This window comes from Amycolatopsis dongchuanensis (assembly GCF_039542405.1).
GTDB lineage: Bacteria > Actinomycetota > Actinomycetes > Mycobacteriales > Pseudonocardiaceae > Amycolatopsis_E > Amycolatopsis_E sacchari.
Genome location: NZ_BAABIB010000092.1, coordinates 1 through 13,954 on the forward strand (window position 1 = coordinate 1; position 13,954 = coordinate 13,954).

The following is a 13,954-nucleotide window of genomic DNA, read 5'->3' on the forward strand; positions in this document are numbered from 1 at the left end:
CGCCCGCGCCGCCGCCGGCCGCCGACCCGCTGCTCGCCGCGCTGCCGCCGGGGCCGAAGCCGCCCCCGCCGCCGCGGCCGACCTTGCTGGAGTACTCGTCACCGCCGACGGCGCCGCCGAAGCCGCCCATCGGTGCCATCGGCAGGCCGCCCATGCCGAGGCCGGTCGTGCCCTGGCCGGAGTTGTTCGAGGAGTTGAAGTTGCCGCCGCCGGGCTGGAAGCCCTGCGCGGTGGTGCCACCCGGCCGGGTGGTGCGCCCGCCGGTCTTGGTGCCGCTGCTCAGCGCGGGCGTGGGCGGGGGCGTGCCGGTGAGCCCGGAGAGGCTGCCGGTGACCGACCCGGAGGTGACGCCACTGCCCGTGCCGCCCTGCTGGCCGCCGGTGGCGCCGACGGACGAGCCGATGTTGCCGCCGGTCGGGCCGGTGTAGCCGGAGGAGCCGGTGCCGTCGAGGCCGCTGCCGACGTGGCCGAGGGAGCCGGCGCCGGGGCCCTCGAAGGTCGGCGGCGGGGAGAAGGCGGGGGCCTTCGCCGCGGCGCTGTAGAGGTTGCTGTCGTAGGACGACATGACCTGGGCGGCCTGCTCGTGGGCCTCCTGGCTCTGCTGCTGCTTCTCGAACGAGGCGTCGATCTTGTCGACGAGGTTGAACGGGTTGGCGCTCGCCCAGCTCTTGATCTCGTCGGTCCAGCTGAACGGGATCGGGTCGGGCATGCTGTTCTTGGCGGTCTCGGCTGCCGAGGACTGGTTGTACACCTGGTCGGCGGCGAGCTGGGCGGCCTGGCCGCTCTGGTCGCTCCAGGTGCCGAGCCCGGAGACGAAGTTGAAGGCCGACTCGGCCGCCTCCCCCTTCCACGTGGCGCCCGACTTGTTCGCCGCCTGCCCCAGCTGCTGGCCGAAGGTGGCCATCGCGTTGGCGAGCTGGGTCCAGGCGGTGGAGACGCCCGTGACCTGGCTGGGGTTGACGGTCTGGACCATCGTCTTGAGCTCTTCGTGGGGCATGGCGAGGTAGTTGTAGTTGGACGGCTGGAGCCCGTCGCGGAACTCGACGCCCTGGCTGAGCTGCCGCGTCTGCTGGGAACGCTGCTGGTCACTGGCCGCCTCGGCCCGCGACCTGGCGACGAAGTTGGTGATCGCGTCGAAGAAGCCCTTGCTGTTGGGGTCGTACCCCTCGGCGATGAGCTGCTGTTCGAGCTGCTGCTGGGGAGAGGTGTACTTGCCGCCCTGGTCGGTGTAGTCGTCCAGCCCCTGATTGCCCGGCTGCTGCGGATTGGTCATTGGCTACTTCGCCTCCGGAGGCAACTTCGGCTCGATGATGTTGGCGATGTTGGAAGCGATCTGGCATGCCTCCGTGGGGTCTACCTGTCCGCCGACCACCACGGAAATGTCGACCCTTGATCGTTCACCGACCTTGAGTGTGAGGGTGCAACCACCATCATTGCTCGCGAGCTGGCGTGCCGTACGGGAATTCACCGTACCGTTCCTGATGGCACCGCCAATCGGCTGCAGCTCGTCGACCCCCTGAGCGGCGCGGATGAGGATTCCGAAGCTCACCGAACGATCATCCGCAGAACGCCCGAGCCAACCACACGCACTCGTCGCACCGGAAGTCTGTGTGTCTTCGGCCTTCCCGGGGCCTTGCCCTTTGAACTGCACAATGTCCTGCGACGTGAGGAGTGTGCATGGCTGCACGGCGGCGAGTGTGCTGTCAGCTTCCGCCGTATCACTCGACGGCGAAGCGGATTGTGACGCTGTTGCGGTGCTACTGGGCCCAGGTACGGCTTGGCCGGGCTGCGGACTCGAGCAGCCGACGACAAGTGAGGTCACGGCAATGCCGAGCAACAGGCCAGCACCGTTCATCGCTTTGCGCATGCTCAGTTCTGCACCCCGCTGAAGGTCTGCACGACCTCATCGTCCATCTGCGCGTAGTTCTTCTTGGCCTGTTCGAACGCAGTTCGGGCCTGGCTCACCACATTGATGAGCGACTGCAACGCGGTGTTGTAGGACTGCGCATCACCGTTCGCGACCAACACCGTGTGATTCGCGACCGTCCTCGCGTAAGCGCTGCTCCCCAACTGCGGCTTCTGGCTGGCGTCCCTCGCCGTACGGAGCAGCTGGCTTGCCACGTTCTCGAAATCCCGGAACACCCGGATGTACTCGTCCGCGCCTTCCTCGCTGATCGCGAAGCCACCGGACTTCGCCGAGTCGACCAGCTTCTGCACCTCAGCCGTCGTCGACGCGATGGCCGCCTGGCTCATCAAGCCGCCGATCCCCAAGCCGATCGCACCGCCGACGTCGGTGGTGGCCGGTTGCTGACCCCCGTTCGGCACGAACCCCGTCATCGCTGTCCCCACGTCGTCTCGTCCGGTTACCCCGCGGAGTGTACTGGCCCACGACCGAGCGCAACCGCGATTTCACACAGAAACACCACTTCGACGCAGGTCAGCGGCATTAGGTTCCGCATCAGCCCGAATACGGGGGCAGCTTCGGCTCGATGATGTTGGCCAGGTCCGAAGCGACAGTGCAGGCTTCGGCTACCTCGGTAGTACCGACCGCCGAGACATCCACCCTCGAGCCCGCGCTCACCGCGAGCGCGACAGTGCAGGAGCCACCTGTTTCACCCGCCAAGCGGCGGGCCGGCCGGCCGTTGACCGTGCCGTCAGACAGCTGTCCCACCGTGCGCGTCAGGTCAGCCAGTCCTTGCTGGGGCCGCACGGTGAGACCGAAGACCATGGAAGCACTGTCCGAGGCTCGCCCGGTCCACCGGCACCAAGCGGCCGCACCGCTGGGCGGGTCGTCCGTCCGTCCGGGCCCCTGTACCCGGTAGCGGTCGAGATCCTGCTTCGTGAGCGCCTCGCACGGGTTGAAAGAGCCGAGCGCGTTCTGCGCCACCGGGGAGGAGCTGCCTGGAGCCGAGGTAGCCGGAAGCGCCCTCCCCGGCTCCTCACTGGAACAGCCCGCCAGCAACACCGCCGCCGCGGCCACCGCCGCCGCGGCCAGCGGCGCCGCGGCCACCCGCGCCGCGGCCAGCGGCGCCCACCGCCTCACAGCTCGTACAGGCGCTTCCAGTTCTCCCGGCTCGTCAGTTCCGGCAGGGCGCGCTTGTACTGCGCCTGCACCGCCCGGCCCTCCTTGCGGAGCCGGTTGATCACCCGGATCCCGCGCTTGCCCAGTTCCAGCATGCGGTCGCGGTCGTACTTGCGGACCCGCACGCCCTCCTGGTTCGCGTCCGTCACGACGGCCGTGTCGAACAGGGCCACGTGCCACCACGACGCCTCGTCCATCGGGATCGCGCCCAGGGAGAAGCGGGACCGGCCGCGCAGGCGGTCCACGATGCGCTTGACCAGCACCAGCCGCTGCAGCGACGGGCGCCCCGCACCGTTGATGATGCCGATGTCGTTCGACGCGATGCCGGGGACCTCGGTCGGGTCGTGGCGCTTCGTCTCCGGGTACTTCGCCCGGATCTCGCGGATCTCCTTCATCGCGGCGACCCCGCCGTCACGCAGGATCTCCGGGCCCTCCAGGAAGTCCTCGACCGCCTTGATCAGCGTGTGCGTCAGGCCGTACTGCATGCCCAGCAGGTACCGCACCAGCTGCGCCATCAGCACCCGCGCCAGCACGATCAGGTTGAACTCGCTGTGCAGCGCCGCCGTGATGATCGAGTTGCGCAGGTTGAAGTACCGGTGCCACTCGTCCCAGTCCTTCCAGTGGAAGTCCGCGTGCCACACGCCCGCACCGGGCAGCGTCACCGTCGGGAAGCCGTGCGCCCGCGCCCGGTAGCTGTACTCCGCGTCGTCCCACTGGAAGAAGAACGGCATCGGGTACCCGACCGCCCGCACGACCTCCGCCGGGATCAGGCACGACCACCAGCCGTTGTAGCCCGCGTCCAGCCGCCGCTCCTGCTTGTTCGGCTTGCCGGTCTCCTCGTCGACCCCCAGCAGGTCCGCCGTCGACAGGCTGTGCTCGACCGGCATCCCCGGCTCCAGCGTGTTCAGCCGCGCGTACTCGGCGCCCACGTGCAGCTGGTGCGGGTGCAGCAGGTTCAGCATCTGCCCGCCGACGATGACCGGGTTCGCCGCGCGGTTCGAGAACGCCGTCATCCGGATCACCAGGTCCGGCTCCAGCAGCACGTCGTCGTCCATGAACAGGACGTTCGCGTGCTCGGTCTCCGAGTGGCCCGCCACCTCGTACAGCCCGCGCGTGAAACCGCCGGCGCCGCCGAGGTTCGGCTGCGTGATGTAGTGCAGCTTGTCGCCCAGGTCCTTCGCGACCTGCGCGAAGCCCTCCCGCGAGTCGACGCGGTCGGTGCCCTGGTCGGCGACGTAGATCGCGTCGAGCGTGTCCAGCGACGAGAGGTCACCGGCGAGCGCCTGCAGGTTCTTCAGGCAGTCGTCGGCGCGGTTCATCGTGCAGATCGTCACCGCGGTCGGGCGGATCTTCTCCGGCGGCTCGACCGTCCAGCGCACCTGCTCGACCTGCAGCCGCTGCCCGGCCTCCGTCTCGAAGTCCAGCCACAGCGCACCGCCGTCGAGGAACTTGTCGAGCTTGAGGTCGATCGCAACCGCCTCCTGCTTCGCGTCCTCGACCTCACGCGCCTCGACCGTCCGCGGCTCGCCCTCGTAGTCCGACGCCCGCGCGGCGATCAGCCCGGAACCGCTCACGACCAGCTCGGCACGCACCTCGCGCACCGTCGTCCAGCGCTGCCAGTAGCTCGCCGGGAACCGCCCGAAATAGGTGTTCCCGGACACCCGCGCGGACTCCTCCAGGCTCAGCACGTCACGCTTCCGGGTGGCCTCACCGGAGGCGATCTCGGCGTAGAGGTCCTTCGACACGATCGGCGAGGGGCCCGCGAACAGGCCGCGCTGCGTGGTCAACCGCCCCTGGGGGGTGTGCTCGGAGAACGTGGTCTGCTCCTTGCCCGACGCGGCACGGGAACCATTGCCCCGCGCCCTGTTCGTCGTGGTGGGCCGTCCGGTGGCGGTCTTACCAGCCATGAGTTCGCTGTCCTCCAGGGGGTTCGGTCACGCCGAGGTCAAGCTACAGGGGTTCGCGGGTCAGGCGGCGGCGGGCCGCTCGCGGAACACGACCCACTTGAGCATCACGAAGTTGATGACGGTGGCGGTGCCCTGCGAGATCACCCACGCCACCGTCTTCTTCCACGTGAACTCCGGCAGCACGGCCAGCATCAGCGAGTTCATGCCGACGGCGACGAAGAACGTCACCCCGTAGAGCAGCACGAATCCGCCGATCTGCCCGGCGCCGTCTTTCCGGCCCGCCGAGAACGTGAATTTCCGGTTAAGGAAAAAGGCGGTGGTGGTGCCGACGATGAAACTGACGGCGCGCGCCACGACGGGCCACGGCTGCGCGTCCATGCCCAGCGCCAGCTCCAGGGTGTAGATCCCCAGGTCGAGCAGCGCGCAGAAGCCCCCGATGAGGGCGAAGCGCAGCAGCTGGCCGACGAGGCCGGGCGCGGCTTTCGGGGTTTCCGTCGTCTCCTGCGGTTCCGTGGACACCACTGCACAACCTCACCGGCATGGGATTTTCCAGGACCCGGAAAGTGTAGAAGCGGGAGGCCGCAAGCCGCCGATCGGGGATCGTTACCCTGGGGCGGGTGAACGCGACTCCCGATTTCCCGACCGAGCGGCGGACACTGACCGGTTGGGGCCGCACAGCCCCGACCACGGCGGACGTGCTCAGCACCCCGGACGTGGAGGTCATCGCGCGCGCAGTCACCCAGGCGGGTGGGCGCGGCGTGATCGCCCGCGGCCTCGGCCGCTCCTACGGCGACCCCGCGCAGAACGCGGGCGGCCTCGTCGTGGACATGACGGCGCTGAACCGCATCCACTCGATCGACCCCGACAGCGGGCTCGTCGACCTGGACGCCGGCGTGAGCCTCGACCAGCTGATGAAGGCCGCGCTGCCGTACGGGCTGTGGGTGCCGGTGCTGCCGGGCACGCGCCAGGTGACCATCGGGGGCGCGATCGCCAACGACATCCACGGCAAGAACCACCACAGCGCGGGCAGCTTCGGCAACCACGTGGTATCGATGGACCTCGTCACCGCCGACGGCCGCGTCCGGACGCTCACGCCGGACGGCCCCGAGGCCGAGCTGTTCTGGGCAACCGTCGCCGGGATCGGGCTGACCGGGATCATCGTGCGCGCCACGATCCGCATGAAGAAGACGGAGAGCGCGTACTTCGTCGTGGACGCGGACCGCACGTCGAACCTGGACGAGACGCTCGCCCTGTTCACCGATGGTTCGGACCTCAACTACGACTACTCGATGTCGGTGCCGGACCTCATCAACTCCGACTCGCGCATGGGCCGCGCCACGTTCTCGCGCGGTTCGCTGGCCAAGCTCGACCAGCTGCCGCCGAAGCTGCGGGCGAACCCGCTGAAGTTCGACGCGCCGCAGTTGATGACGCTGCCGGACGTGTTCCCGAACGGGCTGGGCAACAAGCTGACCTTCGGCCTGCTCAACAACGTCTGGCAGCGCACGGTGCCGAAGAAGGGCGTCCGCGGCAAGATCCAGAACCTGACGCAGTTCTACCACCCGCTGGACATGCTCAGCGAGTGGAACCGCGCGTACGGCTCCAAGGGTTTCCTGCAGTACCAGTTCTCCGTGCCGTTCGGCCGCGAGGACGAGCTGAAGGCCTTGTGCCGCAGGATCGCCACGTCCGGGCACTACTCGTTCCTCAACGTGTTCAAGCGGATGGGCGAGGGCAACCGCGCCCCGCTGTCGTGGCCGTCGCCGGGCTGGATGCTGTCCGTGGACTTCCCGATCAAGGACGGTCTCAGCCGGTTCTGCACGGAGATGGACGAGGCCGTGCTGGCCGCGGGCGGCCGCCTGTACACGGCGAAGGACTCGCGGACCACGGCGGAGATGTTCGCGAAGATGTACCCGCGGCTGGACGAGTGGCGCAAGGTCCGGCATTCCGTTGACCCCGAAGGCGTTTTCGCCTCTGACATGAGCCGGAGGCTCGAACTGTGATCGACGCGGTAGGCAACCCCCAGTCGCTGCTGCTGCTCGGCGGCACCTCGGACATCGGGCTCGCGATCGCCCGCAAGTACCTGGCCGAGCGGCCGCTGAAGGTCGTGCTCGCGGCGCGGCCGTCGGAACGCCGCAAGCTCGCCGCGGAGCAGCTGCGCGGCGCCGGCGCCGAAGTGTCCGAAGTGGACTTCGACGCGAAGGACACCGGCTCGCACCCCGCGGTGCTGGACGGCATCTTCGCCCAGGGCGACATCGACGTCACGGTCGTCGCGTTCGGGCTGCTCGGGGACGCCGAGCAGGCCTGGCAGGACCACGCGCTGGCCGTGGAGCTGGCGACGGTGAACTACACCGCCGCGGTGTCGGTCGGTGTGGCGCTGGCGGACAAGCTCAAGCAGCAGGGGCACGGCAAGGTCATCGCACTGTCCTCTGTGGCCGGTGAGCGGGTGCGCCGCTCGAACTTCATGTACGGCTCCACCAAGGCCGGGTTCGACGGGTTCTACCTCGGCCTCGGCGAGGCGCTCCGGCCGTTCGGCATCACGGTCACGGTGGTCCGCCCCGGTCAGGTCAGGACGAAGATGACCGAGGGCATGGGCAAGGCGCCGCTGGAGCAGACCGCCGAGCAGGTCGCCGACGTCGCCGTGGACGGCGCGCGCCGCGGCAAGGAGATCGTGTGGGCGCCCGCGCAGTTCCGGCTCGTGATGTCCGTTTTGCGCCACGTCCCGCGGCCGATCTTCCGGAAACTGCCCATCTGACCCGCTATCGCCGTGTTTTACTGATCCTCGGGTAGTTCTTGACCTGAGGGGGAAGCATGGCGAGCCGCGAGGAACGGCTGGACCGCGCGCTGCGGTCCTTCCAGGAACAGGCGGCGAAGGCCGCGCAGCTGAAGGAAAAGCTCGGCGAGCTGCGCGGCCAGGGCGGCAGCCCGGACGGGTCGGTGAGCGTCACCGTGGCCCCGTCCGGCGCGGTGCTCGGCCTGCGGCTGTCCCCGCAGGCCATGCGCAAGACCCACGTCCAGCTTCAGCAGGACATCATGGCGGCCATCCGGCAGGCGACCCAGCAGGCCGCGGCCCGGATGCAGGAGACCGTGCGCCCGCTGCTGGGTGAGCGCACCGAGCAGTTCCAGCAGGCGCTCAACGCGCACGTCCCGGCGCTGGCCCCGGCGGCGCCCGAGCAACCCGCGCCGCAGGCGCCCTCGCCGCCGGAGCCGCCCGTTCCCACGCGCACTCCACGGAACCGGCAGCCCGCGCCGGAAGTCGAACCCGACGACTTCGGCGGACCGATTCTGAGGCGTGACTAGATGACGACGGGTTTTCAGGTGGAGACCGGGGCGCTGTTCGCGCACAGCGAGGGGTCCCGGGAAGCGGCGGAGCACATGGGCAAGCTCGCCGGGGTGCTGCAGCAGGCGCGCGTGAGCGACGACTGCTTCGGCCCGATCGGCGAGTTCCTCGCCTTCAAGTACTTCGACGGGCTGCAGGAGTGCCAGGACCTCGCCACGCAGGCGCAGTCCTTCCTCGAGCAGATCGCCGACAACACCGCGCTCGCGGCGCACCTGTACCAGGGGCAGGACTCGCTGACGGCGGACGACCTGGGCAGGTTCAAGGCGCTCGCGGACGCCGGTGGTGACCCGGCGAGCATCTCGGACGTCAACCACGCGGGCGACTCCAGCCGGAAGAGCGATTTCGAGCAGAACGCCGGGTACGGCAGCTCCTGGGTGAGCGCGGCGGGGGACGTGGCGCGGGCGAGCAGCCCGCCGGACGTCGCCTTCGCCACCATCAACGCGCGCATGGAGCAGCTGCAACTGCTCACCAGCCCGGGTCAGGCGTTCCTCGACAACGGTTTGGGCTTCCTGATCAGCATCGTCATCAGCCCGCTGGTGGAGCTGGTGCTGGAGCCCGCCATCGGCGACCCGGAGCAGATGCGCAGCACGGCGCAGGGCTGGTCCAAGGTCGCCGACTGGCTCGACGGCTTCGGGGAGCACGAGAAGCAGCGCGCCGACGCGACGAAACCGGCCTGGCAGGGCGGCGGCGGGGACGCGTTCCGCAAGCAGATGGGCGAGTTCGCCGAGGGCGCGAAGGGGCTGGCGCAGGACGTGCGCGGGCTGCAGCAGATGCTCGAGTTCGCGGCCGACCTGTTCGACGAGTTCGTCGAGATGTGCGTCGACATCATCGAGCAGCTGATCCTCGGGCTGATCATCGAGTGGCTGGCGGCGCTGGCGGCCTCGTGGATCACCGCGGGCGGGTCGGTGGTGGCGGCGGAAGGTATGACGGCCGGTGAGGTCGGGATCACCGGCGGCCGCCTCGGCATGAAGGTCAAGGAGCTCCTCGGCAAGCTGAAGCCGCTGGTGGAGAAGCTGGAGAAGTTCCTGCAGTGGCTGCGCAAGGGCCCGCTGAAGCAGGCCGTCGAAAAGATGAACGGCCTGCGCAACGGCAACTTCCTCGAGAAGCGGCTCGCCGAGCACCTCGACCGGAACCCGCTGGTCAAGATCCTCACCAAGACCGGCGAGGACGGGATCGCCTCGGGCACGGCCAACAGGTTCGCCCGCGGGCTCGGCGACGGCGAGGGCGCGCTCGCCGCGAACCTCGCCGAGACGGGACTGAGGATGGCCGGGATGAGCGGCACCTCGTCCATCGGCAAGGCCGCCTACCGCACGGCGAAGTCGGACCTGCCCGGTTTCGCCGTGGAGCAGGGCGTGCGGTACGGCTACAACGAGGCACAGGAACCGCAGTCCGACGAGGAGCGCCGGGCCGCCGAGGAAAGAGGCTTCACGCTCGAATGAGCTACCGCTTTTCCGACCGCGTGGGCGCGGCGACGACCGCACGGATGCAGCTCCCGCCCGACGAGCAGTTGCTGTGGGCCGCCTACAACCGTTTCGCGTACTACTACGACGTCGACGGCCTGGACCCGCTGGGCGAGCCCAAGAAGAACGCCGTCCTGCGCGGCCTGCGCGCGGTCGGCGGGGTGGCCGGTGACTTCGCATCGGAGATGCTCGGCGAGACCGACTCCAGTTCGAACTCCCGGCCGCTGGCCGGTGCCTTCGTCACCGGCCAGCGCAAGGAGGGACTGGCCACGGACCTGCTGACCGCGCTCGGGAAGCCGGGGGTGAACATCGAATGCCTGTGGGCGCTGACGGCCCGTCGGCTCGTGCTGTTCGGGCGGCCCGTGACGTCCGAGCCGGAGAGCCTCGGCAAGGTTCTGTTCGGTGTGGGCAAAGGCCTGGCCAGAGCCGTGACGGGGAACAGCAGGAAGACCTACGGCCCGCACAGGGAGGGACAGCCGGTCGTGATCGAACGACGTGAGATCGTGGCGGAGGTGCCGCGGGCGCGGATCGCGGGCGTCGCGGCGGCGCAACGCAGGCGCAAGCCCTGCCTGCGGATGTCCTTTGTGGACGGATCGGGACTGGAACTCCTGCTCCCCGCCGAAGATCCGGCGGTGTTCGAGTGGATGGCGCGCTGACGTGGACCTCCTCGCGAAGCAGCTGCGGAAGAACGACGAGCTCGTCACCGGGGAACTGACCCGGCACTGGCTGCGCAAGGGCGAACGGCTCGGGTTCGGCACGCCGCCACTGCGGGAGTACGTGCGGTCGAACATCGGCGGGCAGGTCCGGCTCCCGCACCAGCCGGTGCACCCGGTGCCCGCGTTCGACCTGGAGAAGCTCGGCAAGCCGCGCTGGCCGCTGCCGTCCCCCGAGATCCTCGAAGAGGACTGGACGGACGACCCGACGGTGGGGCACTTCGCGTACGCGCACCACCCCGACCAGCTCGCCGTGCACTTCGCGGACCACTTCGCGAACAGCCACGGCGAAGCGCGCCTCGTGGTGAGCGACCGGCGCGTGGCGGTCGTGTACCCCAGCAAGTTCCTCGGCACGACCGGCGAACTGTTCACCACGTTCTGCGAAACCGATCCCCGTCAGGTCCGCCTCTCCGCGCCGTTCGCCGGGCGGAGCGCCCCGCCGCCCCGGGTGGTGCGCGTCGATTTCGCCGACGGGTCCGCCCTGTTGCTGCGAGCGCCCTTCGCCGGGGAACTCGTCGCGCGGGCCACCGTCACTGGCTGAGCCAGTAGCCGTAGGAGTTGTAGACCGGGTACGGGTTCAGCAGCGGGCGCGGCTGGCGCAGCTCGATCCGCGGTGAGGCGCTCGTGATCAGGTTGCCCGGGATCGTGTACGTGTAGGTCGCCCAGGCGCCCGCGGCCGGCTGGCGCACCCACGTGCCCGCGGGCCTGCCGTCGACCAGGACCTCCATGTCCGGTACCACCTTGTCCATCGCCGTGCGGGCGGTGATCGTCAGCGGGCGGCCCGGCGTGAGGTTCCTGGCCGTGAACGACTCACCGCCGAGGATGGTGCGGCCGCTGTCCACCACGTCGCCCGCGCGCGACACGATGCTCACCGGCTGCATGTTCACCTGCGCCATCTCCGGCCGGTACGCGTGCTCCCCCTCGCTCACCAGGTCACCGACGTTGACGTAGTCCCGCGGCTGTCCCGGCACCGGCTGCGCGTCCCCGCTGCCCGCCAGCCGCCAGTCCGCCCGGTACACGCCGAGCTCCTTGAACGGCACGATCAGGTTCCCGGCCAGGTCCGGCGGCGTCTGCACCTCGAACGTCTGCAGCGGCTCCGCCTCCAGGATCCCGACCTGCCGCAGCTGCGCGATCGACGGGCCGGGCACCGTGTCGTAGGTCGCGAAGTAGTCCGGCCGCTGCGCCGGAGGCAGTCGCCGCAACGCCTCGTACAGCGAACCGATCCCGTTGTTCGCCGCCGCCGCGAGGCCGTTCGTGCCGAGGCCGATCAGGTCGACGACGTGGTGCTCCCCGAAGTACGCGACCGCGCCGACGTCCTTCACCGCCACGCTCGCCCCCGGCGGCACGTTGCCCGCGACCCACTCGGCGACCGAGACGTCCGTGTCGCGGATCGTCGCGGTGTCGCGGCCGAAGCGGATCGCCCACGTCGGCACCGCCACCAGCGTGAACACGAGTGCCACCGCGAGCCCGCCGTGCAGGACCGGCCGCCGCAGCCGCGGCGACACGACGCGGCTCATGCCGTACGCCCCCGACACCGCGAACAGCAGCAGGATCGGCAGGAACGGCTGCTGGTACCGCATGTTGTGCACCAGCGCGGTGTTCAAAGTGGACACCGAAACCAGCACCAGCACGAGACCCGCCGCGAGCGCCACGAACACCGGGCGCCACGCACGCCGGATCAGCACCAGGTACACCAGCCCGCCGAACGCCAGCAGCAGCGTGCCGGGGAACGCGAAATCGCCGTTGGTGAAGCCGAGGAACGCGCCCAGCACCCCCCGCAGGTTCGCCACCGCGCGGTCGAGGAAATCGCTGAGGTAGAACACCGGCCGGTCGTGCAGCAGGGACTTCGCCTGGATGCCGTTCGCCGACGCCGTGCCCGTCGCGATCCGGTAGAACAGCAGCTGCCCCAACCCCGCCAGCGCGGGCAGCAGCGTCCACAACCAGCGCGCCCACGTGCGCCCGGTGCCGGTGGTGCGCCGTTGCCGCCACAGCACCACCCACGACGCCAGCACCAGCACGCCCGCGAAGATCAGCCCTTCCGGCCGGACGAGCGCGAGCAGCGTCGCCACCACCGGGAACAACCGGAACCGGCCGCCGGGCAGCTCGTGCACCAGCACCAGCGTCGACGCGACCACGAGCAGCAGGACGACGCCGACCTCCATCCCGCTCGTCGTGCCCCACAGCAACGGGCCGCTGCACGCGACGAGCAACCCGCTCCACAACCCCACCGGACGCGCCACCAGCCGCGTGCCCAGCAGGTGCGTCAGCGCCGCCCCGAGCGAGAAGCACAGCATGTTGAAGCCCATGGCGAAGGCCAGGAAAGCGCTTCCGTGCGCGCCGATCGTCCACGCCAGACCGAGCACCAGCGCGTACAGGAAACTGCTCGCACCGGCGCTGACCGGATCGCCCGTGTTGAACCGGAAGAACTCCCCGAGCCCGATCTGCCTGCCGTACTGCAGGTGGATGTAGACGTCGTCGAGCGGCGCGAGGAGCTTGCCCTCGTTGAACGCGAGGTCGGAGCCGACGAACACGAGGCCCAGCAGCAGGGCGAGCCCGCCGATCAGCCAGGGGACCGGATCACGGCGCGTGGCGCGCCGGCGATCGGTGCTGGTTTCGCGGGTGGCGTTCAGCGGTTCGAGCACACGGCACTGTAACGTCACGGCCCGATCACGATCGGGCGCAGGCTCCTACCCGCGGGTCAGTTCCTGCGCGGAGCGCCATTCCTCGAAGTACAGGTCGGCGTGGTGCTCCTGGTAGCGGGCCAGGTCGTAGATGTGGACGGTCTTGGCCCAGCGGAAGTCCACGGTCAGCTGGAAGCCGTCCGCCTCGGCCCGCGCCATGTCCTGCCCCAGGTAGTACAGGCCCACCGAACCGTCCGCGGAGATGCCCGCGACCTCGCACGGGTACCCCAGGTACTCCGCGCGCGTCGTGACCTCCGTCGTCCGGCCGTCCTCCAGCCGCACCAGGCCCGAGCGCGGACGGCCGTCGATCACCGCGGGGCTGCCGTTCGCCCAGCCGCCGGTGAGCGGCTGCCCCTCCACCGGCCGCGCGAAGTGCCGCGCGCGCCAGCGCAGGAACAGCAGGTCCGTCTGCTTCTCGTAGTAGTCACGCAGGTCGAGCACGTCCACGGTCTTGAAGTACTCGTACCGGTTCTCGTGCACGAAGCCGTTGATGGTGGCCCATTCCTCGTCCCACTCGGCTTCCATGATGCGGGCCTTGCCGGTCTCGTCCATCGCGTCGACGAACACGCCGTGCCCGCGGTAGCTGGCGTAGACCTGGACGGAGATCACGCGCTCGCACAGCTCGACCGGGACCGGCTCCGCCCGCACGCCGGTGAGGAGCTGGACGTGGTCCGCTCCGACCGTGTACGAGACCGGGTGGGCGACGCCGTCCATCAGGGCGAACGTGCCGTGCCGGTACCGGGGGTAACGCATGACGCCCCTTCGCTGGAATCTCCC

Annotated in this window: 14 protein-coding genes; 6 read left to right on the top strand and 8 right to left on the bottom strand. The window is 69.7% G+C overall.

Translation table 11 applies throughout. The features are described 5' to 3' along the window. The 6 genes from ABFX51_RS25325 to ABFX51_RS25350 form a co-directional block, all read right to left on the bottom strand. On the bottom strand, nt 1-1,273 hold a 1,273-nt coding region (locus ABFX51_RS25325; RefSeq protein ID WP_346055109.1), incomplete at its 3' end, for a PPE domain-containing protein. Between the two features lie 3 nt (nt 1,274-1,276). Continuing rightward, nucleotides 1,277-1,867: a DUF3558 family protein gene (locus ABFX51_RS25330; protein WP_346055110.1), complete on the bottom strand. Its 591-nt coding sequence runs from the start codon at nt 1,865-1,867 to the stop codon at nt 1,277-1,279. 2 nt (nt 1,868-1,869) lie between these two features. Continuing rightward, nucleotides 1,870-2,337, bottom strand: a complete 468-nt coding sequence (locus ABFX51_RS25335) for a glycosyltransferase (protein ID WP_346055111.1) — start codon at nt 2,335-2,337, stop codon at nt 1,870-1,872. 121 nt (nt 2,338-2,458) lie between these two features. Next, entirely contained in the window at nt 2,459-3,043 is a 585-nt protein-coding gene (locus ABFX51_RS25340; RefSeq protein WP_346055112.1) for a DUF3558 family protein, read from the bottom strand. Continuing rightward, on the bottom strand, nt 3,040-4,989 hold the full coding sequence (locus ABFX51_RS25345; protein ID WP_346055113.1) for a glycosyltransferase: 1,950 nt from the start codon (nt 4,987-4,989) through the stop codon (nt 3,040-3,042). The genes ABFX51_RS25340 and ABFX51_RS25345 overlap by 4 nt, the downstream gene beginning before the upstream one ends. 60 nt (nt 4,990-5,049) lie before the next feature. Then, nucleotides 5,050-5,511, bottom strand: a complete 462-nt coding sequence (locus ABFX51_RS25350) for a GtrA family protein (RefSeq protein ID WP_091509307.1) — start codon at nt 5,509-5,511, stop codon at nt 5,050-5,052. Nucleotides 5,512-5,606: 95 nt separating this feature from the next. Here ABFX51_RS25350 and dprE1 point away from each other — a divergent pair, with 95 nt between their 5' ends. Genes dprE1 through ABFX51_RS25380 form a run of 6 tightly spaced genes read left to right on the top strand, consistent with a single transcriptional unit; the run spans nt 5,607 to nt 11,037 of the window. After that, nucleotides 5,607-6,986: a decaprenylphosphoryl-beta-D-ribose oxidase gene (dprE1, locus tag ABFX51_RS25355; protein ID WP_177228763.1), complete on the top strand. Its 1,380-nt coding sequence runs from the start codon at nt 5,607-5,609 to the stop codon at nt 6,984-6,986. Then, nucleotides 6,983-7,738, top strand: coding sequence for a decaprenylphospho-beta-D-erythro-pentofuranosid-2-ulose 2-reductase (gene dprE2, locus ABFX51_RS25360; RefSeq protein WP_346055114.1), 756 nt, complete (start codon nt 6,983-6,985; stop codon nt 7,736-7,738). The genes dprE1 and dprE2 overlap by 4 nt, the downstream gene beginning before the upstream one ends. 56 nt (nt 7,739-7,794) lie before the next feature. Beyond that, on the top strand, nt 7,795-8,283 hold the full coding sequence (locus ABFX51_RS25365) for a YbaB/EbfC family nucleoid-associated protein (protein ID WP_346055115.1): 489 nt from the start codon (nt 7,795-7,797) through the stop codon (nt 8,281-8,283). Continuing rightward, nucleotides 8,284-9,762, top strand: a complete 1,479-nt coding sequence (locus ABFX51_RS25370) for a WXG100 family type VII secretion target (RefSeq protein WP_091509314.1) — start codon at nt 8,284-8,286, stop codon at nt 9,760-9,762. Next, nucleotides 9,759-10,439 (top strand): hypothetical protein, encoded by a 681-nt coding sequence (locus ABFX51_RS25375; RefSeq protein ID WP_346055116.1) that lies wholly within the window; start codon nt 9,759-9,761, stop codon nt 10,437-10,439. The genes ABFX51_RS25370 and ABFX51_RS25375 overlap by 4 nt, the downstream gene beginning before the upstream one ends. Nucleotide 10,440: 1 nt before the next feature. Continuing rightward, the gene (locus tag ABFX51_RS25380; RefSeq protein ID WP_346055117.1) at nt 10,441-11,037 is read left to right on the top strand and encodes a hypothetical protein; all 597 of its coding nucleotides are present in this window, start codon (nt 10,441-10,443) and stop codon (nt 11,035-11,037) included. On the opposite strand, the gene ABFX51_RS25385 is transcribed toward ABFX51_RS25380, so the two are convergent. Then, nucleotides 11,027-13,156, bottom strand: coding sequence for a hypothetical protein (locus ABFX51_RS25385; protein ID WP_346055118.1), 2,130 nt, complete (start codon nt 13,154-13,156; stop codon nt 11,027-11,029). The two genes, ABFX51_RS25380 and ABFX51_RS25385, sit on opposite strands and share 11 nt — an antisense overlap. Before the next feature lie 27 nt (nt 13,157-13,183). Then, nucleotides 13,184-13,930: a hypothetical protein gene (locus ABFX51_RS25390; protein ID WP_091509324.1), complete on the bottom strand. Its 747-nt coding sequence runs from the start codon at nt 13,928-13,930 to the stop codon at nt 13,184-13,186. Nucleotides 13,931-13,954 lie beyond the last annotated feature (24 nt).

What these genes read in the sequence shown, in the direction of transcription:
- ABFX51_RS25390 (WP_091509324.1), bottom strand. Translation starts at nt 13,930, where the DNA reads ATGCGTTACCCCCGGTACCGGCACGGCACGTTCGCCCTGATGGACGGC.
- ABFX51_RS25345 (WP_346055113.1), bottom strand. Translation starts at nt 4,989, where the DNA reads ATGGCTGGTAAGACCGCCACCGGACGGCCCACCACGACGAACAGGGCG.
- ABFX51_RS25365 (WP_346055115.1), top strand. Translation starts at nt 7,795, where the DNA reads ATGGCGAGCCGCGAGGAACGGCTGGACCGCGCGCTGCGGTCCTTCCAG.
- ABFX51_RS25375 (WP_346055116.1), top strand. Translation starts at nt 9,759, where the DNA reads ATGAGCTACCGCTTTTCCGACCGCGTGGGCGCGGCGACGACCGCACGG.
- ABFX51_RS25370 (WP_091509314.1), top strand. Translation starts at nt 8,284, where the DNA reads ATGACGACGGGTTTTCAGGTGGAGACCGGGGCGCTGTTCGCGCACAGC.
- ABFX51_RS25335 (WP_346055111.1), bottom strand. Translation starts at nt 2,337, where the DNA reads ATGACGGGGTTCGTGCCGAACGGGGGTCAGCAACCGGCCACCACCGAC.
- ABFX51_RS25330 (WP_346055110.1), bottom strand. Translation starts at nt 1,867, where the DNA reads ATGCGCAAAGCGATGAACGGTGCTGGCCTGTTGCTCGGCATTGCCGTG.